Origin of the sequence: Actinoplanes sp. NPDC023801 (genome assembly GCF_040639655.1) — a bacterium.
In the GTDB taxonomy this organism is placed as follows: Bacteria; Actinomycetota; Actinomycetes; order Mycobacteriales; family Micromonosporaceae; genus Actinoplanes.
Genome location: NZ_JBFAAI010000002.1, coordinates 499,171 through 520,923, shown reverse-complemented (window position 1 = coordinate 520,923; position 21,753 = coordinate 499,171). Strand labels below are relative to the sequence as shown.

At 72.3% G+C, this 21,753-nt stretch carries 10 protein-coding genes; 3 read left to right on the top strand and 7 right to left on the bottom strand.

The annotated features are described in order from the left end of the window. Positions 1-79: 79 nt before the first annotated feature. Positions 80-2,248, top strand: a complete 2,169-nt coding sequence (locus tag AB0G04_RS06780) for a molybdopterin oxidoreductase family protein (protein WP_360977595.1) — start codon at positions 80-82, stop codon at positions 2,246-2,248. A 53-nt stretch (positions 2,249-2,301) separates the two neighbouring features. Beyond that, positions 2,302-2,964, top strand: coding sequence for an HAD family hydrolase (locus AB0G04_RS06775; protein WP_360977592.1), 663 nt, complete (start codon positions 2,302-2,304; stop codon positions 2,962-2,964). Here AB0G04_RS06775 and AB0G04_RS06770 read toward each other — a convergent pair. The 6 genes from AB0G04_RS06770 to AB0G04_RS06745 form a co-directional block, all read right to left on the bottom strand. After that, a complete protein-coding gene (locus AB0G04_RS06770; protein WP_360977589.1) occupies positions 2,961-3,680 on the bottom strand; it encodes a hypothetical protein in 720 nt (239 codons plus the stop codon). The two genes, AB0G04_RS06775 and AB0G04_RS06770, sit on opposite strands and share 4 nt — an antisense overlap. A 202-nt stretch (positions 3,681-3,882) precedes the next feature. Continuing rightward, the gene (locus tag AB0G04_RS06765; protein WP_360977585.1) at positions 3,883-4,476 is read right to left on the bottom strand and encodes a response regulator transcription factor; all 594 of its coding nucleotides are present in this window, start codon (positions 4,474-4,476) and stop codon (positions 3,883-3,885) included. Continuing rightward, positions 4,473-5,633, bottom strand: coding sequence for a histidine kinase (locus tag AB0G04_RS06760; RefSeq protein ID WP_360977581.1), 1,161 nt, complete (start codon positions 5,631-5,633; stop codon positions 4,473-4,475). Before AB0G04_RS06760 ends, AB0G04_RS06765 begins: the two co-directional genes overlap by 4 nt. A 16-nt stretch (positions 5,634-5,649) precedes the next feature. After that, positions 5,650-6,390 (bottom strand): ABC transporter permease, encoded by a 741-nt coding sequence (locus AB0G04_RS06755; RefSeq protein ID WP_360977577.1) that lies wholly within the window; start codon positions 6,388-6,390, stop codon positions 5,650-5,652. Beyond that, positions 6,387-7,319: an ABC transporter ATP-binding protein gene (locus AB0G04_RS06750; RefSeq protein WP_360977574.1), complete on the bottom strand. Its 933-nt coding sequence runs from the start codon at positions 7,317-7,319 to the stop codon at positions 6,387-6,389. Before AB0G04_RS06750 ends, AB0G04_RS06755 begins: the two co-directional genes overlap by 4 nt. Positions 7,320-7,371: 52 nt before the next feature. Then, positions 7,372-9,324: an ATP-binding protein gene (locus tag AB0G04_RS06745; protein WP_360977571.1), complete on the bottom strand. Its 1,953-nt coding sequence runs from the start codon at positions 9,322-9,324 to the stop codon at positions 7,372-7,374. A gap of 63 nt (positions 9,325-9,387) precedes the next feature. On the opposite strand from AB0G04_RS06745, the gene AB0G04_RS06740 reads away from it, so the two are divergent. After that, a complete protein-coding gene (locus AB0G04_RS06740; RefSeq protein ID WP_360977568.1) occupies positions 9,388-21,018 on the top strand; it encodes an amino acid adenylation domain-containing protein in 11,631 nt (3,876 codons plus the stop codon). On the opposite strand, the gene AB0G04_RS06735 is transcribed toward AB0G04_RS06740, so the two are convergent. Next, the gene (locus AB0G04_RS06735) at positions 20,980-21,702 is read right to left on the bottom strand and encodes a GntR family transcriptional regulator (RefSeq protein WP_360977565.1); all 723 of its coding nucleotides are present in this window, start codon (positions 21,700-21,702) and stop codon (positions 20,980-20,982) included. The genes AB0G04_RS06740 and AB0G04_RS06735 overlap by 39 nt on opposite strands. Positions 21,703-21,753 lie beyond the last annotated feature (51 nt).

The window sequence follows — 21,753 nt, the reverse complement described above, 5'->3', positions numbered from 1 at the left end:
CAACATGTCCGGCAGTAGGGGCGATCTTTCGGCTCGCGTGGCAGGATACCGGCCAGTAACCCAATGATGGGAGGCTGCCATGCCGCGGACCGCGTACCGGACATGCCCGTTCTGTGAAGCCGCCTGCGGCCTCGAGCTGACGGTCGACGGCGAACGGGTGGTGGCCGCCCGCGGCGACCGCGAACACGTCTTCAGCCACGGCTTCGTCTGCCCCAAGGGCGCGATGTTCGGGCAGCTCAACGACGATCCGGACCGGTTGCGGAAGCCGCTGGTCAACGGCCGGGAGGCCACTTGGGACGCCGCCTTCGACGCGGTCCGGGCCGGCCTTCGCAAGATCCTCGAGCGGTACGGCCCCCACGCGCTCGCCGTCTACCTGGGCAACCCCAACGTCCACACGATGTCCGGCGGCCTCTACGTCGCGCCGCTGATCCGGGCGCTCGGCAGCCGCAACGTGTACTCCGCCAGCACCGTCGACCAGATGCCGAAACACGTGTCCTGCGGCCACCTGTTCGGCAACCCGCTGACCATCCCGGTGCCCGACATCGACCGCACCGACCTGATGCTGATCCTGGGCGCGAACCCGTGGGAGTCCAACGGCAGCCTCGCCACTGCGGCCGACTTCCCCGGGCGGCTCAAGGCGCTGCAGGCGCGCGGCGGCCGTTTCGTGGTGGTCGACCCGCGCCGTACGGTGACCGCCTCGCACGCCGACGAGCACCTGTTCATCCGCCCCGGCGCGGACGCGTACCTGCTGTTCGGCATCGTGCACACGCTGTTCGCCGAGGACCTGACCGACCTGGGTGACCTCGCCGGGCACGTCTCCGGCGTCGAACTGGTGCGGGAGCTGGCCGAGCCGTTCACCCCCGAACGCGTCGCCGGGGCCTGCGGTATCCCGGCCGCCCGGATCCGTGGCCTGGCCCGGGAGCTGGCCGCCGCCCCGGCTGCCGCCGTCTACGGCCGGATCGGCACCTGCACGGTCGAGTTCGGCACCCTCACCAGCTGGCTCGTCGACGTGGTCAACATCCTGACCGGCAACCTGGACCGGCCCGGTGGTGTGATGTTCCCGCTCGCCCCCCACCTCAGCGACGAGCCGAAGCGGGGCAAGGGTTTCCGCACCGGCCGGTGGCACAGCCGGGTCCGCGGACTGCCCGAGGTCAAGGGCGAACTCCCGGTCGCGACCCTCGCCGACGAGATCGAGACCCCCGGCGACGAGCAGGTCCGCGCCCTGATCACGATCGCCGGCAACCCGGCGCTGTCCGCCCCCAACAGCGGGCGGCTCGACCGGGCGCTCGCCGGTCTCGACTTCATGGTCAGCGTCGATCCCTACCTGAACGAGACGACCCGGCACGCCGACGTGGTGCTGCCGCCGACCGACCCGGCGCGCAAGGGACACTACGACTTCTCGTTCCTGGCGCTGGCGGTGCGCAACTTCGCGGCGTACTCACCGCCGGTCCTGCCGCCCGGCCCGGACGTGCCCGACGAGTGCGACATCCTCGCCCGGCTCACCCTGATCCTCTCCGGACAGCCCGACACGGATCCGTCGTTGTTGCACGACTTCCTGCTCCAGCGGGCCCTGGAGCGGGTGCCCGCCGAGCACCACGACGCCGTCACCGGCGACCACCCGGCCGAACGGCTGCTGGACGTGGCACTGCGCACCGGCGCCTACGGAGACGGCTTCGGCGCCCGGCCGGACGGCCTCAATCTGCGGAAACTCATCGACAACCCGCACGGTATCGATCTGGGGCCGCTGCGTCCCCGCATTCCGTCGGTGCTGCGCACCCCCTCCGGCAAGGTCGAGCTCTTCGCGGCCCCGTTCGCCGGCGAGACGGCCCGGCTGCTCACCGCCCTGGACCGGCGCCGCGACGAGATGGTCCTGGTCGGGCGACGGCATCTGCGCTCCAACAACAGCTGGATGCACAACGTGCCGGCCCTGATCAAAGGCCGGGACCGCTGCACCCTGCAGGTCAACCCGGCCGACGCGGAACGGCTGTCACTCGGCGACGGCGACGCGGCGCAGGTCACCTCCCGGGCCGGTGGGCTCACCGTACGGGTCGAGGTCACCGACCGGGTCATGCCGGGCGTGGTCAGCCTCCCGCACGGCTGGGGGCACGACGTCCCGGGCACCCGCCTGTCGGTGGCCGCCACCGTGCCGGGCGTCAACTCCAACGTGCTCACCGACGAGCTGGTCATCGACCCGCTCTCCGGCAACAGCGTCCTCAACGGCATCCCCGTCGAGATCAAACCCGCCTGATCGGCGGAACCGGCGGGGCTCACAGGGAGCCGTCCGGAACCTAAGCTGACGGGATGATCCGTGCGGTGGTCTTCGATGTCGGTGAGTGCCTGGTCGACGAGAGCCGGATCTTCGGGGAGTGGGCGGACTGGCTCGGCGTGCCCCGGCACACGTTCTCGGCGGTCTTCGGTGCGGTGATCGCCGCCGGGCAGGACCATCGGCGGGCGTTCGAGATTCTCCGGCCCGGGATCGACCTCGCCGTCGAGCGGGAGAAACGGCTGGCCGCGGGACAGCCGGAGGGTTTCGGTGAGGACGACCTCTATCCCGATGTGCGGCCGGCGCTGACCGCCCTGCGCGCGGCGGGACTGTGGGTGGGTATCGCCGGCAACCAGCCGGTCCGGGCCGGGTTCGATCTGCGGGCGCTCGACCTGCCGACCGACATGATCGGCACCTCGGAGGACTGGGGGGTGTCGAAACCGGACATCGCGTTCTTCCACGCGGTCGCGGGCGCCGTCCCCTTCCCGCCGGAGCAGACGCTCTATGTCGGTGACCGTCTGGAGAACGACGTGCTGCCGGCCGGCGCGGCCGGCTTCCGGACGGCGCTGATCCGGCGTGGACCGTGGGCCTTCATCCACCAGGACGATCCGCGGGCGACGCTGGACACGACGATGCGCATCGACTCGCTCACCGAGCTGCCCGGCAGGATCGCCGCCTTCGACAATGCCGGCACAGGCTAGTCAGAACCACAGTCGGTGGCTTCCCCCGGCTTGGCGCTCACCTCGATACGCCGATCGACGAGACTCGTCACATCCTGCGGCAGTGGTTGAGGCCGGAGCCCACTCCTGTCCATCAACCAGGAACCCACTACGTCGTTGAAGTAGACGGCCGGGTCGCCGATGTTCTGCCCCGTACGATATCCGTCGGTGTCGCCACCCTCGATGCCGAGACGAATGGTGGTGATGGAGCAGGGGCGGATATCGCCTATCTGGTGGAATTTGGTACCAGTGCCGAGATCGACCGCCAGATAAACCGAGGTCAGTGGCACTGTTGCCCGATTCTGAAGACGCGAGACGTAGACATCGGTCATGTCGTTCGGATCGGAATGGAGGGGGATGCTGTCGTCGGACCACAGGGCGACCCGCGAGGCGTACCGGCGTTGGGCCCGCTCCTTCTCGAGGGTATTGAGCTCCAGCTGACTCCGATTCATCTCGGCCTGATTCCGGTTGATGATTCGTTGCTCGTTCAGCGCGGAGAACGCGAATATCGTCGCCATGGCCGTGACCACCAACATCAACCCGTTGGTGACGATCTGCATCACCTCGTAGCGCCCATCGAGCCGGAACGTAGGCTCGGCATCCGGCGAGATCCGGGGCCTCGGCTCCGCGCCTGTCACTGAAAGGTTTTGCCCGGAGTCCGGTTCCGCGTCCTTGAGCCTCGTGGCATTCTGCTCCATGGCCGCTCCTGATGGCTGCTCGAGGCATGGTCGCTGCCTGGACGACTTTCCACCATTCGGATACGGGTATGACGGACGATTGGTTCGTGATCCACTGCCGGTACATCCGTACGGACGATGTGCGTCGCCCGACGACCTGACGGGTCCGCCGCGCGCCGTCGTGACGGAACGGCGCCAGTGCGCTTCCGCCACGGAGTCGTGGCTAGATCCAGCCCATGCGCTGGGCGTGGTGGATGGCGGTCAGGCGGTTGGGGGCGCCCAGCTTGGTGATCGCGTTCGACAGGTAGTTGCGGACCGTGCCCTCGCTCAGGTGCAGCCGCGCGGCGATGTCGGCGACCGAGGCCCCGGAGGCGGCGAGGGCCAGGGTGTCGCGTTCCCGGTCGGTGAGCGGGCTCTCACCGGCCATCATCGCCTCGGCGGCGAGCTCCGGATCCAGGTACCGCCCACCCGTGTGGATCTTGCGGATGGCCGCGGCGAGTTCGGCGCTTGAGGAGTCCTTCGGGATGAAACCGCGGACGCCGGCGGCGATGGCGCGACGCAGATGACCGGGCCGGGTGAAGGTGCTGAGGATCAGCATCGCGCGGCCGGGCAGCCGTTCGGCGACGGTGAGGCCGTCGAGGCCGGGCATCTCGATGTCGAGCACTATGACGTCGGGATCGTGGGCGGCGACCGCGGTGAGCACCTCGTCGCCGCGGCCGCACTGGGCCACGACGGTCAGGTCCTCCTCGAACTCGAGCATCATGGCCAGCGCCTCCCGGATGAGGTGCTGGTCGTCGGCGAGCAGAACGCGAATCATGCGGCGGTTCCCGTGACGGAGGTGGGTGCGACGGCGCGGACCAGGAAGCGGCCGTCGCCGGTGGGCTGGGCGGTGAGCGAGCCGCCGACCGCGGACAGGCGTTCGGCGAGCCCGGCCAGGCCGGTCCCGCCCGGTTCGGCCGTGGCGCCGACGCCGTCGTTGACGACCTCGAGGACAGCTGAGCCGTCGGCGGCGCGCAACGTCATCGTGCACCAGGTGGCGGTGCTGTGCCGCAGGATGTTCGTGGCGCTTTCCCGGACCACCCAGGCGAACGGGCCGGCCGCCTCCGGGGCGACGGTCGCGGCGGGCAGGTCGACCTTGCAACGCACCCCGTCGGCCTCCAGGATCGCCTGCACACTGGCGACCTCGGAGACCAGATCGAGGATGCGGTATCCGCGGACGGCCTCGCGGATCTGGCGCAGGCTGTCCTGGGCGAGGGCGCGGACCTCGGCCATCTGCCCGGCCGCCCGTCCCGCGTCGATGGCGGTGAGCTTGCCGGCCAGTTCGCTCTTCACGGCGATCACCGACAGGCTGTGCCCGACCAGGTCGTGCAGGTCACGCGCGAACCGCAGCCGCTCCTCGGTGACCGCCAGCCGGGCCTCGGCGTCCTTGCTGGCATGCGCCTGCTCGGTCAGGTCGAGAATCCAGATCCAGAGCTTGTTCGCGTACGGCAGGGTCAGGCACAGGATCGTGAAGACGAGCAGGTTGCCCTCGGTCGGTAGCGCCTGCAGGCCCGGGTTGATCTCGGCGATACCCACCGAGACCGCGATGGTGCTGACCGCCAGCACGGCGGTCATGAGCCGGCCGGTGCGGACCGTGGCCAGGCTGACCCAGCCGACCGCGATCATGCCCCAGGCGCTCGGGCTGGCGTCCTGGGCCAGCATGACCACCACCGCCGCGGCAGCCGTCACCGCCATCTCGGCCCGGCTCCGGCGGGCGTGCCGCGGCCAGTTGATCGACACCGAGCGGGTCAGGCGTATCCCGTACCAGCTGAAGACCGTGAGCCCGGCGGCGGCGACGGACAGCCGGACCGGATGCACCCCGTCCTCGGTGACGGCCAGCCCGATGCCGGCGGCGGCGCCGAACCAGGCGAGGAGCAGGCTGAAGCCGAGACTCCACATGGTGATCCGGCGAGCTCGATCGATGGCACCGGTCATGACGACACCTTAATCTTCAGCCGCGACGGGGGTCCCAGCGGAAGAACCGCCGGGCCAGCACCGCCGCCACCGCGATCCACGCCGCCAGCACACCGAGCGAGGACCACTCGAAGGCCGCGCCGTAACCGGCCCGCACCAGGTCCGCGATCGGTGTCATGGGCACGTACTCGGCGATCTGCCGGAGCCGCTCCGGGAAGGCGTCGGCAGGCACGATCACCGGGGACAGGATGAGGCAGCCGAGCATCACCGGCACGGTCGCCAGCTGCGCCAGCTCACCGGAGGAGCTGACCCCGGAGATCGTCATCGACAGCAACGCGAACACCGCCGCCCCACCCAGCGCCGCGACCAGGACCAGCAGCGGGTTCTCCGGCAGCCCGAAGCCCATCACCACCGCCGTGACGGCGACCGCGAAGGCCTGCAGCAGATAGACCGCGGTGGCGCCGGCCGCGCTTCCACCGAGGATCGCGGTCGCCGACGCCGGGCCCCCGAGCAGCCGTTTGAGGACGAGCTCCTCGCGGCGGCTGGTGTAGAAACCGGCCAGGTTGACGAGCGGCGCGTACACCAGGAGCCCGGCGATCTGGCCGGTGACGATGTACTCGACGTTCGCCGGGTCGCCCTGTTCCCGGGCCGAGAAGATCAGGAACGCGGTGACAGCGAGCGGCATCAGGACGGCGTTGGTGAGCGCGGACCGGTTCCGGAAGATCAGCCCCAGGTCGAGCCGGGCCAGCCGGTAGATGTGCGCGAGGTCGGTCTTCACTGGTTCTCCACGATGCTCAGGAACACGTCTTCGAGGGAGGCGGGGCGGACCGACAGGCGGTCCAGCGTGACGTTCTGCGCGCCCGCCCAGGCCAGCAGGGCAGCAACCGAGCGGTGAGCGCGGCCGTCCGGGTCGCCGCCGGTGAGCGCGTAACGGGCCGTGGGCCGGCCGTCGGCGACGATGATCTCCGGGGCCGCACCGTCGATGCGGGGCAGCGTGTCGATCGGGGTGTTCACCGGGACGCGGAAGTCGATCCGGTCGCCGTGACCGGCGATCACCTCGGGTACGGTCCCCGCGATCCGGATCTCACCCCGGTGCATGATCGCGATCCGGTCGGCGAGCCGCTCCGCCTCCTCCAGGTAGTGCGTGGTGAGCAGCACCGTCGTGCCGCCGGCGACCAGGTCCTGGATCAGCCGCCAGGTGGCGATGCGGGCCTCCGGGTCCATGCCCGTGGTCGGCTCGTCGAGGAACAGCACCTCGGGGCGGCCGACGACGGCGAGGGCCAGGTCGAGCCGCCGCTTCTGCCCGCCGGACAGCTGCCGTACGCGGGTGTCCGCCTTGTCCGCCAGGTCGACCTTCTTGAGGGCGTCGTCCTTCGAGATCGGGTCGGTGTGCAGGTCCCGCCACAGGTCGACGGTCTCGGACACGGTCAGGTCGCCGATCAGGCCGCTCTCCTGGAGCATGATCCCGACCCGGGGACGCAGAACCTTGCGATCGCGGTACGGGTCGGCGCCGAGCAGCCGGACCGTCCCCGAGGCCGCCGGGCGGAACCCCTCGAGGACCTCCATGGTCGTCGTCTTCCCGGCGCCGTTCGTGCCGAGCAGGGCGAAGAGTCCGCCGCTCGGGACGGTGAAGTCGATGCCCCGGACGGCCTCGAAGTCCCCGTACCGCTGGCGGAGCCCGCCCACCTCGATCGTCTGTGTGCTCATACGTCGATGGTTCGCGATCTCCGCGTCCGGGGGCAGTCGCGACCGTCAGCGATCACCCATGACGAATGTCATGCGACATCGTCGCGAACACCTTGTGCAGCAGTTCGTCACCGGTGAACGGCTTCTCGATGAAGGAGATGCCGTCGTCGAGCACGTGCGTGGTGCCGAGCAGCCCGTTGCTGTACCCGGACATGTACAGCACCGGCAGGTCCGGCCGCTCGGCCAGGATCAGCCCGGCCAGTTTCGGACCGGTCATCTCCGGCATGATCACGTCGGTGAGCAGCAGGTCACAGCCGTGCTCATGGAAGATCCGCAGCGCCTCGACACCGTTGCCCGCGGTACGGACCTGATAACCCCCGCCGGTCAGGATCCGCGTGATGATCCGGGCCAGCGCCACCTCGTCCTCGACCACCAGCACGGTGCGCCCGTCCCCGCTCGGCGGGCTGCCGGACCGGCTCGCCGACGGGGTCGTCCGGGACGTGGCGGAGATCGGCAGATAGATCCGGAACGTGGTGCCCACGCCGAGTTCGGAGTAGACGTTGATGCTGCCGCCCGCCTCGGCGACGATCCCGTACACGGTGGCCAGTCCCAGCCCGGTGCCCCGCCCGCGCGGTTTCGTGGTGAAGAACGGCTCGAAGATCCGGGCCGCGGTCTCCGGCGTCATGCCCTCGCCGGTGTCACTGACCAGCATGCGGGCGTACGTCCCGGCCGGCAGCGGCGGCTGCATGTTCAGCTCGTCGCCGTCCAGGGAGGCGACGTTCGCCTCCAGCACGATGGTGCCGCCCTCCGGCATCGCGTCCCGCGCGTTGATCGCCAGGTTCAGCAGGATCTGATGGATCTGCCCCGGATCGGCGTGCACGGTCGGCGGGGCCGGTGCCGGCACCGCGATCAGCGTGATGTGCTCGCCGATGGTCCGCTCCAGCACCGCGTGCACCTCGGCGATCGCCGCGTTCAGGTCGACGTCGCGCAGCTGGACGGCGTCGCCGCGGGTGAAGGTGAGCAGCTGCCTCGTCAGGCTGGTGGCCCGCTCCACCGCGGTCCGCACGTGCGCCAGGTCGGCCTGCACGTGCGGCCGGTCGCGTGTCTCGTCGATCACGAAATCCGTGTAGTTCGCGATGATCGCCAGGATGTTGTTGAAATCGTGCGCCACCCCACCGGCCAGATTGCCCAGGCTCTCCATCCGTTTCGCCTGGTCGCTGCGCTCCTGCACGGCCCGCTCCCGCTCGGCCGCCTCCTTGGCCGCGGACACGTCCCGGGCGATCACCGACACCCCGATGACCTCGCCCGACGGATCGGTGACCGGTGTGACGGTGAACGCCACCTCGACCGCGCCGCCGTCCCGGCGGATCCGCCTGCCCTCGTACGAGAAGCTGCCCTCCCCGCCCCGCATCCGCGCCAGCATGTCCGCCTGCTGCCCGGCACCCGCCTCGTCGGTGAGCACCGTCACCGGCCGCGCAAGCACCTCCGCCGCCGGATAGCCGAAGATCCGCTCCGCCCCGCCGTTCCACGCGGTGATCACCCCGTCCGGGGTGAGCCCGATGATCGCGTCGGCGCTGTCCCCGGCGACCGTCGCCAGCGTCGCCTGATGGGCCTCGGCCAGGTCGCGGGCCGCCCGCTCCCGCGCGTCCGCCTCGTCCAGCCGCGTCTGGCCCCACGGGTCGACGTAGATGGCACCCTTGTGCAGCAGCACGCCGTACCCGCGCCGCAGGCTCCAGTACCAGATGCCCACCGCCGCCGTGCACGCGTCCCAGATCGCCGCCCCCGCCGACCAGCTCAGAACGGCCGCCGGCGGATGGTGACCGAGCGGCCCGGCCAGTGCCTGGTATGCCATCACCGCGTGGAGCCCGTGCCCCACCGCACAACTGAAGAAGATCATCGCGGTGGCGGTGGCGAGCTTGTTCGATCCCAGCTGCCCGGCCCGGTGCACGGGTACCACGATCGACACCATGATCGCCGAGTAGGAGACCATGATGATGATGTTGGCCAGCAGGAACAGATGCGGCACAACACTCCGATCGGACATCCGGCGGCCGAACTGAGGCTTGCGGGCGTCGATAGGGTCATGATCATGACGCTGACCGATGTGCTGACCAGGGCCGCGACCATGGCACCGGGTCAGGGCGTGGTGCACGTCGGCACGGCCGACCGGTTCACCGGCCACGCCGAACTGCTCGCCGACGCGCTGCGCATCGGCGGTGGCCTCCGCGAGGCCGGACTCCGCCCCGGCGATCCGCTGCTGATCGTCGCCGACGACAGCGCCGACTTCCTCGGCCTCTTCTGGGGTGCGGTCGCGGCCGGTGTCGTACCGGTGCCCCTCCCGCCCGAGGCACACCGCCTCGCCGCGGTCCATCACCACCTCGGCGGGCCACCCACCGCCGGCGACATCGCGGCGCCCGGCGGCACCCTGCTGTCCCCCCGCGACCTCCGGTCCGCGTTCCCCCTGCAAAACCCTCATCCGGTACGTCCGGACGACCTCGCATTCCTGCAGTTCTCGTCCGGCAGCACCGGCACCCCCAAAGGTGTCGAACTGACCCACGCCAACGTCGTCGCCAACCTGGAACAGGCCACCCGTACCGGAGCCCTGACCCCCGCCGACGTCGTCGTCACCTGGATGCCGTACTTCCACGACATGGGCCTGATCGGCACCCACCTGGCGCCGCTCTACAGCCGGTGCCGCCAGGTCCGGATCAGCCCGCTGGCGTTCGCCAAACGCCCCGGCACCTGGCTGCGAACCGCCACCCGGCACCGGGCCACCGTCCTGTCCGCCGCCAACTTCGCCCTGGCCCTGGTCAACCGCCGGGTCCCCGACGACGTCCTGGACACGCTCGATCTGAGCACCGTCCGGCTGCTGATGGTCGGCGCCGAACCCATCTCCCCGTCCGTCTGGCACACCTTCGAGACCCGTCTGCGCCGCTCCGGCCTGGCACCCGGGGCCATGCAGCCCGTCTACGGCCTGGCGGAGGCCACCGTCGCGGTGGCCTGCCCCCCTCTCGGCGAGCCCGCCGTCCCGCTGCGCCTGAGCCGGGCCGCCCTCTCCCGCGGCGTGGCCCTCCCCGTCCCGCCCGCTCCGCCCGCCGCCCCCGACCTCTCGCCCGGGGTCCTGCCTGCTCCTCCGCCCGCCCGCCCGCCGGTTCCCGGCATCTCTGCACCCGACGCGTCCGTGGTCCAGTTCATGGACGTCGGATATCCGGTGCCCGGTTGCGAGCTGCGCATCGTCGACGAGTCCGGCGCGGTGCTGGAGGACGGCCTCGTCGGCCACCTCCAGGTGCGCGGCCCGAACGTCACCCGCGGGTACCACCGTGACCCGGCCGCCACCGCCGACGCCCTCGACGCCGACTGGCTGCGAACCGGGGACATCGGCTTCCTCCGCGCCGGCCGTCTCTGCGTCACCGGCCGGTACAAGGACGTCCTCTTCGTCAACGGCCGCAACTTCCACGCCGCCGACCTGGAGGAGGTGGCCGCCGCGACTCCCGGGCTGGCCCCCGGCCCGATAGCCGTGGTCGGCGCCACCGACCCCGTCGACGGCCGCGAACGCGTCGCCGTCTTCATCGCCGCCCCCGCCGTCCGCAGCGACCCGGCCGCCCTGCCCGAACTGGTCCGGTCCCGCGTGGCCGAAGCCCTCGGCCACGACGACGTCCGCGCCGAGGTGGTCCCCACCGGCGCCTTCTCCCGGACGACCAGCGGAAAACTCCGCCGCCAGCCCCTCCGCGACCGCCTCACCACCCACCCACTCGCCGCCGCTGGAGACAGCGGCAGTGTCCAGCCGGATTTTCCCGGCTGGCGTTCACCGTTGTCTCAGGGCGCGGGAGGCAGCGGTGCGGGCCAGCCGGGGGTGGCCGTGGCCGGTTCGGTGTCGTCGCGGGGTGTGCCGCTGAGCCGGGACGAGGTCGAGCGGGTGATCCGGGAGATCTGGGCGCGGGTTCTGGACGTACCGGCGGAGACCGTCGGACCGGACGACCGGTTCATGGCTATCGGTGGCTCCTCGCTCAAGGCGATGGAGGTGCTGGCGGAGTTGGAGGACGCGTTCGGCCGTACGCTCGATCCGGCGATGCTGCGGGATGGCGCGACCTTTCCCGATCTCGCCGACCGGCTGCTCGCCGTCGGGATCGCCAGGCCCGGCGCAATGCCCGGCGCTGTCGATCACGCCCCACCCGGCGAGGAGATGGAAGCAGCCGCTGTTGTTGAGCGCGAGCGACCGTGGGCGGCCGCGCACGGGATGCCGGTGGCACACGCGGGGCCGGCAGTGGATGCCGGATCGCCGGCGGAGCTCGGGCCGGCGGTCGGTGTTGCGGGATTGCGGCCTGTGGTGAGCAGTGGTCCGGGGGCCGGTGAGCTCGCCGTGATCGGGATGGCTTGCCGGTTCCCGGATGCGGACAGTCCGGAGGAGTTCTGGGACAACCTGGTGGCCGGGCGGGACAGCGTCACGGCGGTCACCCGATGGGCCGGCGGCGGGTACGGGGCCTTCCTCGCCGATCCGGCCTCCTTCGACGCCGGATACTTCGGGATCGGTGAGGTTGAGGCGCGCCTCCTCGACCCGCACGCCCGGATCTTCCTGGAACTCGCACACGAGGCGCTCGAAAGAGCCGGTTACGCCGGTCCGCGCCGTAAGGGCCGACGCGTCGGCGTGTTCGCGGCTGTGGGGGAGAGCGCCTATCCGGAACTGGTCGCCCAGGCCGGTGGCGAGGCCGGATCCGGGGCGCATGTGCTGACCGGCGGCCTGCGGAATCTGATCGCGGCGCGGGTGGCCCATCTGCTGGATCTGCGTGGTCCGGCGATCGCGGTCGACACCGCCTGCTCGTCCGCGCTGGTGGCACTGCATCTGGCACGTCTCAGCCTGGCCGCCGGGGACTGTGATGTCGCCGTCGTCGGTGGGGTAAACCTGAACCTGACCGGGACCGGCGAGTCGCTTCTCCGCGCGGCGCAGGCGCTGTCGCCGACCGGCCGGTCCCGGGCGTTCGCTGCGGACGCCGACGGATTCGTACCGGGGGAGGGCGGAGCCGCTCTCGTCCTGACGCGGCTCGCCGATGCCGGTGACGAGCAGGTGCTGGCCGTGGTCCGTGGCACCGCGGTCAACAACGACGGCCGGTCGCTCAGCCTGATGGCCCCGAACCCGCTGCTCCAGTGCGAGGTGATCGCTGATGCCTACCGCAACAGCGGCGTCGACCCGGCGGACGTCACCTATGTGGAGGCTCACGGTACCGGGACCGCGGTCGGTGACCCGATCGAGGCGCGGTCACTGGCCTACGTGTTCCCGCCGCTCCGCGACGGCCGTGCGCGCCTGCTCGGTTCGGTGAAGACGAACATCGGTCACCTCCTGAACGTGGCCGGACTGCCCGCGCTGGTGAAGGTCATCCTGGCGCTGCAGCACCGCGAGGTGCCGCCGTCGCTGCACCACGACCGTCCGTCACCGCGGTTCGACCTGGCCGCCGCCGGCTTCGAGGTGCCGGCCGGGCGACGGCCGTGGACCGGGCCGCTGGTCGCCGGGGTCAACGGGTTCGGCTTCGGCGGCACCAACGCCCACGTGATTCTGGCAGCCGCTCCGGTCGCCTCCGACACTCCGACGACTCCAGCAGCGTCCGCCGCCCCGGCCGCCGCGTCAGCCACGAAGGCCGCGTCGACTGCGAAGGCCGCGTCCGCTGTGAAGGCCGGGGGCGCGGGGGACGACGGGCGGCCGCATCTGCTGACCCTGTCGGCGCGATCGGCGGAAGCGCTCCGGGCGGCGGCTACGGACCTGGCGGCCCACCTGCGGGCACATCCCGGACTCCGGATGGCGGACGTGTGTGCCACGGTTGCCGCCGCGCGGGACGACGGCCCGTACCGCATCGCGCTCTTGACCGGTTCTGATCTGCCGGAGAGGCTCGCCGGCGCGAAGATCGGTCCGCCGCTCGGCCGGCCCGCCCGGGTGGCGTTCCTGTTCGGCGGGCAGGGGAGCCAGCGGCCCGGGCAAGGGGCGGAGCTGTACGCCACCGCCCCGGTGTTCCGTGCCGTTCTCGACGAGGTCTCGGCGGCGGCCGGGCCGATCGCCGGACGTACCCTGGCCGCGTGGTGCACCGACCCGGACGTCCCGGTGTCCGATCTGGCCCGCACCGAGGTGACGCAGCCGCTGGTGGTCGCGTTCGGGGTGGCGCAGGCCGCGCAGCTGGCCGCCTGGGGCGTCCGGGCGGAGGCCGTCGCCGGCCACAGTGTCGGTGAGTTCGCCGCTGCCGTGACCGCCGGTCGCCTCACCGCGGTGGAGGCGGTCCTGCTGGCCGCCGAACGGGGTCGCCTCACCGCGGCCCTCGCCGCGCCGGGTGCCATGCTCGCGGTGGCCGCGTCCGCAGCCGACGTGATCGGGATCCTCGCGGCGCACGGCGTCACACCGACCGCCGCAAGCGGTGCGGATCGCCCGGCCGGCACCGATAGCGGTGTGGTCGTCGCGGCGGAGAACGCCGCCCACCGGGTGGTGCTTGCGGGTTCGCACACGGAGATCGAGGCGGTCGCCGGACTGCTTGCCGGCCGCGGGGTGGTCAGCCGCCGGCTTGCGGTCTCGCACGCGTTCCATTCACCGGCCATGGCGTCGGTCGCCGCGGCCCTCGCGCGTTCGGCGCCACCCGCGCGGCCGGGAGTGATTCCGCAGGTCAGCACCGTCACGGGGGAGTGGGAACCGGCTTTCGACGGTGACTATCTGGCGGCGCACGCGGTGCGCCCGGTCCGGTTCGCGGCGGCCGTCGAACGGCTGCGCGCGGCCGGGTTCGACACGATGGTAGAGGTCGGCGGTTCGGTCACCCTTTCTTCTCCGGTACGGGGTACGCCCGTCCTCCACGCCGGCCGGGACGCCGTCGCGCTGCTGTCCACGGCCGGTGCGCTGTGGCTGCGCGGAATGCCGCTCGACCGCACTCGTCTCGACGCCGGAACCCGCCGGGTCCCGCTGCCCACCTACCCGTTCCAGCGCCGCCGGTACTGGATCAGCGACCTGCCCGCGCCGGCCCTCGTCGCCCCATCCACGCCGCCTGTCTCCCGCCTGCTCGCGCCGGTCCTCTCCCGCCCGGTGTGGACGGAGACGCCGCTCGCCGCCTCCGGCCCCGCGTCGGCGGCCGTGACGGTGCTGGTCGCCGGGTCTGCAGATGCCGCCGAAGCGCTCGCGGCGATCACGTCGGCGCCCTCCGGCGGACCGCTGCTGGTGATCACCCGAGACCTGTACGCGACCGGTCCGGATCAGCCGGACCCCGCGCATGCCGTCTGGGCCGGCCTGGCGATGGCCTTCGCCGACGAGAACCCCCGGGCCGGCGTACGAATCGTCGACCTCTGCTCCGCCGACCCGGACGAGGCCCGTCGCGCCGCGATCGGACGAGAGTCAGCCACCCCGCCGCAACCCAGCCCCGCGGAGATCGTCGCCTGGCGCGGCGGCCGGCGGCTGACCCGCGCGTTCCTGCCGGTGGAGGCCGGTGCCCCGCTGGTCCCACCGCGGGACGGCAGCTACCTGATCGTCGGTGGCGCCGGTGCGGCCGGCGCCGGGATCGCCCGCGACCTGGCCCGCCGTGGCCGGCCCCGCCTGCTGCTCGCCGGCCGGTCCGCCGAGCCGGCCGAGCTCCTCGACGAGCTGCGCCGTCTCGGTGCCACCGCCGAGTACCGGGTGGCGGACGTGACCGTCGCCGAGGACGTGGCCGCGCTGGTGGCCGGTCGCGAGTTCGACGTGGTGATCCAGGCCGCCGGTACGGTGAGCCCCGGCAGCCTCCGCGCCCGGACGGCTCCGGAGGTGACCGCCGGACTGGCCGCCAAGGTCCGCGGGACGATACTGCTCACCCGCGCGCTCGGCGACCGGCGACCGCTGGTGGTGGCGCTGTCGTCGGTCTCGTCGGTGCTGCCGGGCCTGGCCGGTGCGGTCGGTGACTACGTGGCCGGCAATCTGTTCCTGGACTCTTTCGCGGCCGCCGAGCGTGCCGCGGGCCGCCCGTTCGTGGCGGTCAACCTGCCCGCCCTCACCGGCGGTGGCCTCGCCGCGGCCCACACCCTGTCGCCGCCGACCGGCGGTTCGATGCCACTGGAGATGGTCCCCGGGACACTGTGGGCGGCCGCGGCTCTCGGCGTCGCCCAGGTCCTGGTCACCGCGCCGGCCGCCGACGCGGACGCGCCGCGGGATCCGATCGACCGGCCGTCCGACCCGGTCCGGGTGCCGTCCGACCGGGTTGGGGTGGCGTCCGACCGAGTTCGGGTGCCGTCCGGCGTCGCCACGCCGGGGCTCACCGGCTCACCGGCGTACGGCACGGGCCGGGACGCGCTCGTCGCCGTGGTCCGCGAACTGCTGGCCGGTCCGCTGGAGCGGGAGGCCGGCTCGATCGGGGTCCACGAGCCGTTCCTGGCGCTGGGACTCGACTCCCTGACCGCCGTCGACCTGGTCAAGGAACTGGAGCGGCGGCTCGGCCGGACACTCTCGACGACCCTGTTCTTCGAGCATCGGACCATCGGTGAGCTGGCCGGGCATCTGGCGGGACCGGAGCGCTCCGTGTTCCCGCTCAGCCCGGTCCAGCGGGCGTTCGTGACGACCGGGCGGCTCTATCCGGAGGTGCCGGCCTACGCCTACGTGCGGCAGACGCTCGCCGGCCCGGTGGACGCACAACGGCTGGGCGCCGCCTTCGCCGAACTGGAACGACGGCACCCGATGCTGCGTATGCGCCTCGGAACGGACGGCCAGTACATCCTGCCGCCGTCCGCCGGCCATCCCGACTGGTTCACCGTCGTCCGACGGCCCGGCTCGCCGACCGGACCTGAGGCGGGTTCCGGGGCGCCGGCAACAGATGTGGGGTACGGCCGGCGGGTGGAAGACCTGGACGGCGAGCTGCGGAACCGGGTGTTCGACCTGGAACGGGAGGGGCCCGTCCGGGCGGTGCTCGTCGTGGCGGGAGAGCAACCCGCGCATCTGATCGTGGTGGCGCACCATGCGGCCGCGGACGGGTACAGCCTCGCGATCCTCGGGGACGAACTGTGGGCGCTCTACGACGGTGCCACGCTCGATGCGGCTCCGGATCGGACCTTCGAAGAGCACGAGGGCGTACGGACCGGACCGGCGGCGACCGATGTCGATCACTGGCGAGCGGCTCTCGCCGGGTATCCACGGCTGCGGCTGCCGTATGACGGAGACAGGGACAGCGCCGGGGATGGTGAGCCAAGGGGCCCGTACTCCGTACATCAGAGGGTGTTGGACAGCGGGGTCAGCGAGCGGCTGACCGCGACGGCGAGGACCGCCGGGGTGTCGCTCTTCCATCTCCTTCTGGCCGGATATGTACGGTGTCTCGCGCGCTGGACCGGCCAGGACGAGGTACCGGTGTCGGTGGCCCGGGCCGGGCGGACCGCGCGGCTGCCGGGGGTGGAGCGGATGGTCGGCCCGTTCGCCGACACGCTTCCGCTGCTGGCCGGGACGCGGCCGGGGGAGTCCGCCGTGGCGCTGGCCGGCCGGCTGCGGGAGCTGTGGCTGACGGCCGAGCGGCACGGCTCGGTGTCCACCGTGGACCTGGCGCGCATGCTGGCGGCCGGCGAGGCGGGCCCGCGCACGGCCAGTCCGGCGAGTTTCAGCTTCGCGCGGTTCCCCGGTGCCGGGCGGACCGCGGCGAATGTGCTCGCCACGACCGCGGGTACGGCGACGGCGGCGACCCGGCTCGGCCTGGTCTGCTTCGAGGCGCACGGCACGCTGCACTTCTCCTGGAACTATCCGGAGGCGCTGTTCCGGCCGGAGACCGTCGAGCGGTTCGCCGCCGAGCACCTGGCGGAGATCACGGCGCTGGCCGGGAACTCGCCGCCCGCCACTACGGTGGCCGGACGGATCCGGGAGCAGTGCCGGCGTACGCCCTCCGGGATCGCGGTCCTCACCGACGGCGTGCCGCTCACCTACCGTGAGCTGGATCTCGCCTCCGATCGGCTCGCACGGCGGCTCGCGGCCGGCCGGTCGGGCCGGATCGGACTGCTGACCAGCCCCGGAGCGGACACCGTGATCGGTCTGGTCGCCGTTCTGAAGGGCGGGGCGGCCTGGGTACCGATGGACGCGGCACATCCACCGGCCCGGCTGGCCGGGCTGCTCGTCCGGGCCGGAGTCTCGGTGGTCGTCTGCGACGAGGGGACTAGGGACGCCGCGGCCGGGCTCGCCGGGCGCGGGTTCGACCTGGTGGAGACGTCCGCGGACGGCCCGGACCCGGTGCCGGTCCCGCCGGTGGAGAGCGACGGCACGGCGTACGTCATCTTCACGTCGGGCTCGACCGGGCGGCCCAAGGGTGTCCCGGTGAGCCATCGGGCGATGACCGGCTACCTGGACTGGGCGATCTCCGCGTTCGGCTACCGGGAGGGCGACCGGCTGGCGCAGACCGCGTCGATCTGTTTCGACGCCTCGGTACGCCAGCTGCTGGCCCCCCTGCTCGCCGGTGCGACCGTGGTCGCCTGGGACCGGGACACGGTTCGAGACCCGGAACTGCTGCTCGAACGGCTGGTACGGGACCGGGTGACCGTCTGGAGCTCGGTGCCGACGCTCTGGGAACGGCTGCTGACCGCGGCGGAGAAGAACCGGCCGGACCTGACGCTGCGCCTGGTGCACGTCGGCGGCGAGGAACTGTCCCCGGCGCACGTGCGGCGATGGTTCGACCTGTTCGGGCCGGGACAGCGGATCACCAACCTGTACGGGCCGACCGAGACGACGATCAACGCGACCTGGCACGAGATCACCGAGCGGCCCGCCGACGATGTGACCCGGCTGCCGATCGGGCGGCCGGTCGGCGGCGTGGTCGTCGAGGTCGCCGGACCGGGCGGGCGTCCGTGCGCCGACGGGGACACCGGTGAGATCTGGATCGGTGGCACCGGCCTGGCCGACGGCTATCTGGACGACCCGGAGCAGACAGCCGCGGCGTTCGTGGAACGTGACGGGCGGCGCTGGTACCGCAGCGGCGATCAGGGCGTACGCGACGCCGACGGGCTGCTGTGGTTCCGCGGGCGTGCGGACGACCAGGTGAAACTGCACGGGTACCGGATCGAGCCGGGCGAGGTCGAGGCGGTGCTGCGGCAGCACCCGGGTGTCGAGCGGGCCGTCGTGGCGGTCGAGGACGGCCGGCTGGTGGCCCGCGTGCAGTCGTCGTCGGTGGACTCCGCCACGCTGCGGGCCCATCTGTCGGCGCTGCTGCCGGACCATCTGGTGCCGAGCCGGATCACGATCGCCGGGGACCTGCCGCTGACCGTCACCGGGAAGATCGACCGGGCATCGTTGCGGGGCGGCGGCGAACCGGCCACCCCGACCGAGCGCCTGCTCGCCGAACTCTGGTCGCGACAGCTGCGGGTGCCGGAGGTCCGGCGGGACGACGACTTCTTCGCGCTCGGCGGGGACTCGATCGGCGTGCTGGAACTGTTCGCGACTCTGGGCGAGCACCGGGCCACGTTGCCGAGACCCACGGTTCTCTACCGGCACCGTACGATCGCCGAGCTCGCCGCCGTGATCGACGCGGCCGTGACCGAGCCGGCCACGGGGAGGTCCTCCGGCGGTGACTTCCCGGTCACCCTCACCCAGCGTGGTTTCCTGCTGGCCGACGCGGTCGGAACGCCGTCCACCTGGCTCGCCGCGCCGCGCCTGCACGGGCCGCTCGACCTTCCGCGTTTCCAGCGGGCGGTGGACGTACTTGCCGGACGGCATCCCATGCTGCGTACGGTCTTCCCAGCCGGCGTGCGCCCGCCGGTGCAGCGGGAGCTGCCGCCGACGACCATGAGCATCGGGTACGAGCCGTCGCCCCGGCCCCTGGACGAGGAACTGGCCGGGGAGCGGGAACACCGGTTCGATCCGGCGACCTGGCCGCTGGTGCGGCTGCGGCTGCTCCGGTACGCGCCGGACGAGCATGTCCTGCTGATCCACGCGCATCATCTGGTGGGCGACGGCTACAGCGTGGCGCTGCTGATGCGGGAGCTGCTCGCCGTCTATGACGGGGCCGAGCCGGAACCGGTCCGTGCCTCGTTCCGTGACTACGTGGCGTTGCTGGAATCGATGACGCCCGAGGTGGCGCCGCACGACGGCGGGCCGTTGACCGCGGGCGGAGAGGTGACGACAGCCGGTTTCACGGTCGGTGCGGAGGTGGTGGCGGCCTTGCGGGAACAGGCTGCCGCGGCCGGGGTGACGCCGTTCGTGCCGGTGCTCACGGCATACCACCGGGCGATCGCCGCGGTCTCCGGCCGTTCCGACCCGGTGATCGGTGTCGCAGTGACCGGCCGTGATCACGCGCTGCCCGACCTGGGGCGAATCTTCGGGCCGTGTGCCACGGCGGTCGCCGTCCGGCCCGGTGCCGGTGCCGGGGTCGCCGAGGTGGCCGCGGCCGTGGTGGACGCCCGTGCCCGGACGTTCACGGCACCGCGGGGCTGGCAGCACTTCTTCACCTACCTGGACTTCGGCGCGCTCGGACCGCTGCGAGGCGAGACGCTGGAGATGACCTGGGACGACACGGACGCCGAGCTGGCCGTTCCGCCGGGCACGGAGGTGCTGCTGGCGGTCCGTCCGGTGGACGGCGGTCTCCGGCTGACCTTGCGTTCCCGCCATTCGGCGGCGTACCTGCAGCGCCTGGCCACGTCCCTCGCCGGCGATCTCGAGCGGCTGAGCAAGCCGTCCCGCGAGGAGTCGCCCGGACCCGCGGGACGAGCCGCGGGAACCTCGCTGGACGCGGCCCTGGTCGGCTATCTGCCGGCGCCGGAGCAGTGGACCGGACTGCCCGAGGAGATCCGGCGGATGCTGCCCGGGCTGGACCGCGAGACGGTCCGCGGGCTGGTCTTCCCGGACGGCCGCCCACGCCTGCTGGAGATCACCGAAACCTGGCTGGGCCGGTCCGGGTTCGTCGCGCTGCCCCGGTTCGCCGACGAGCTGGGCGCCGCGGACCTGGCTGAACACGCCGCGGCGGCGGTCGACCTGGCCCACGGGCACGGGGCCCGGACCGTCTCGCTGGCCGGCATGATCCCGGCCGGCACCGGCTACGGGACGGCCGTTCTCCCGTACATCAGAACCGATGCCACCCTGACCAGCGGTCATGCGGTGACCGCTGCCGCCGTGGTCCGCACCGTTCTGGCGGCCCTGGCCGCCCGGGACCGCGATCCGGCCGGTTGCGTCGTGGCGGTGCTCGGCATGGGGTCGATCGGCACCTCGTCGCTGAGCCTGCTGCTGGCCCGCGGTGCGGCTCCGGCCGAACTGATCCTGTGCGATCTCCCCGCCGCGGCCGCCCGGCTGACGCGGCTGGCCGCGACACTCGATGTACCGGCCGAGGTGGCGACCGAGCCGGACGCCGTCTACCGCGCGGACGTGATCATCGCGGCCACCAGCAGCGGTCCGCGCACACTCGACGTCGACCGCCTGAAGCCGGGCACGATCCTCGTCGACGACTCGTTCCCGCACTGTTTCGACACCGGCCGCGCCCTGGCGCGGATGCGGGACCGCGGCGATGTGCTGATCGCCGGGGGTGGTCTGCTGGCCTGTGGCCAGACCCGGCACGAGGTGGCTGAAGGGCTGCCTGACCTGCGGCATCAGCTGCCGGGGTCGATGGCGTCGTGCCGGCTGGAGTCACTGCTGCACGCCGCTGTTCCGGGGTTGCCGCCGGTGCTCGGCCCGGTGACACCGGAGCACGCGGCCGCTTACTGGGACGCGCTCGACGCGGCGGGAGTGGGGGCGGCCCCGCTGCACCTACTGAACGAGCGGCTCGACGCCGAACGCCACGTCTAGCCGGTAGCGGTCGCCGGCATAGCGGGACTCGCTCAGTTCCAGCGGCCGTTCGTGCTGGTCGAGGATGAGCCGTTCCTCGATCAGCAGCGCCGATCCGGCGGGGACACCGAGTTCGCGGGCGTCCTCACCGGTGGCCGGCTCGGCGCGGATGGTGGACGTGCCGTGGACCGGGGTGTGCCCGAGCGCGACCAGCGCCTCGTGCACCGAGCGGGACAGATCTGCGGCCAGCAGGTCACCGACCGTGCCCGGATAGATGGCGCGTTCGAAGGCGATCGGCTCGTCGTCGGCGAACCGGACCCGGTGGATGGCGAACACGTCGCCCTTGCGCAGCCGCAAGCGGGTCGCCTCCAGCGCGGTGGGCGGCCGCAGTTCGGCGACGACCACCTTGGCCCATGGTCGTTTGCCCTGCTTGCGGATCTCCTCGCTGAGCCGGATCAGATGGTCGGCGCGGCGGGGCCCGCTGGGTACCGCGACGAACGTGCCCCGGCCCGGTGCCCGGTAGACCAGACCGTCGTTGACCAGCTGCGTCACCGCGGCGCGGGCGGTCATCCGGCTGACGCCGTGCTCGCGGGCGAGCTCCGGTTCGGACGGCAGCGGATCGTGCGGCCGGGACTTGGCGATCTGTGCGCGCAGCGCCTGTTCGATGCGGAAGTAGCGCGGCGAGAAATCGGGATCCCCGGACATGAGGCACACCCTACCGACCCGATCAGACTGTCTAGACAACCACCTGTATAG

Bases quoted from the DNA above. Each gene is read 5' to 3' on its own strand.
- AB0G04_RS06780 (WP_360977595.1), top strand. From the start codon at position 80: ATGCCGCGGACCGCGTACCGGACATGCCCGTTCTGTGAAGCCGCCTGC.
- AB0G04_RS06775 (WP_360977592.1), top strand. From the start codon at position 2,302: ATGATCCGTGCGGTGGTCTTCGATGTCGGTGAGTGCCTGGTCGACGAG.
- AB0G04_RS06770 (WP_360977589.1), bottom strand. From the start codon at position 3,680: ATGGAGCAGAATGCCACGAGGCTCAAGGACGCGGAACCGGACTCCGGG.
- AB0G04_RS06765 (WP_360977585.1), bottom strand. From the start codon at position 4,476: ATGATTCGCGTTCTGCTCGCCGACGACCAGCACCTCATCCGGGAGGCG.
- AB0G04_RS06760 (WP_360977581.1), bottom strand. From the start codon at position 5,633: ATGACCGGTGCCATCGATCGAGCTCGCCGGATCACCATGTGGAGTCTC.
- AB0G04_RS06750 (WP_360977574.1), bottom strand. From the start codon at position 7,319: ATGAGCACACAGACGATCGAGGTGGGCGGGCTCCGCCAGCGGTACGGG.
- AB0G04_RS06740 (WP_360977568.1), top strand. From the start codon at position 9,388: ATGACGCTGACCGATGTGCTGACCAGGGCCGCGACCATGGCACCGGGT.
- AB0G04_RS06735 (WP_360977565.1), bottom strand. From the start codon at position 21,702: ATGTCCGGGGATCCCGATTTCTCGCCGCGCTACTTCCGCATCGAACAG.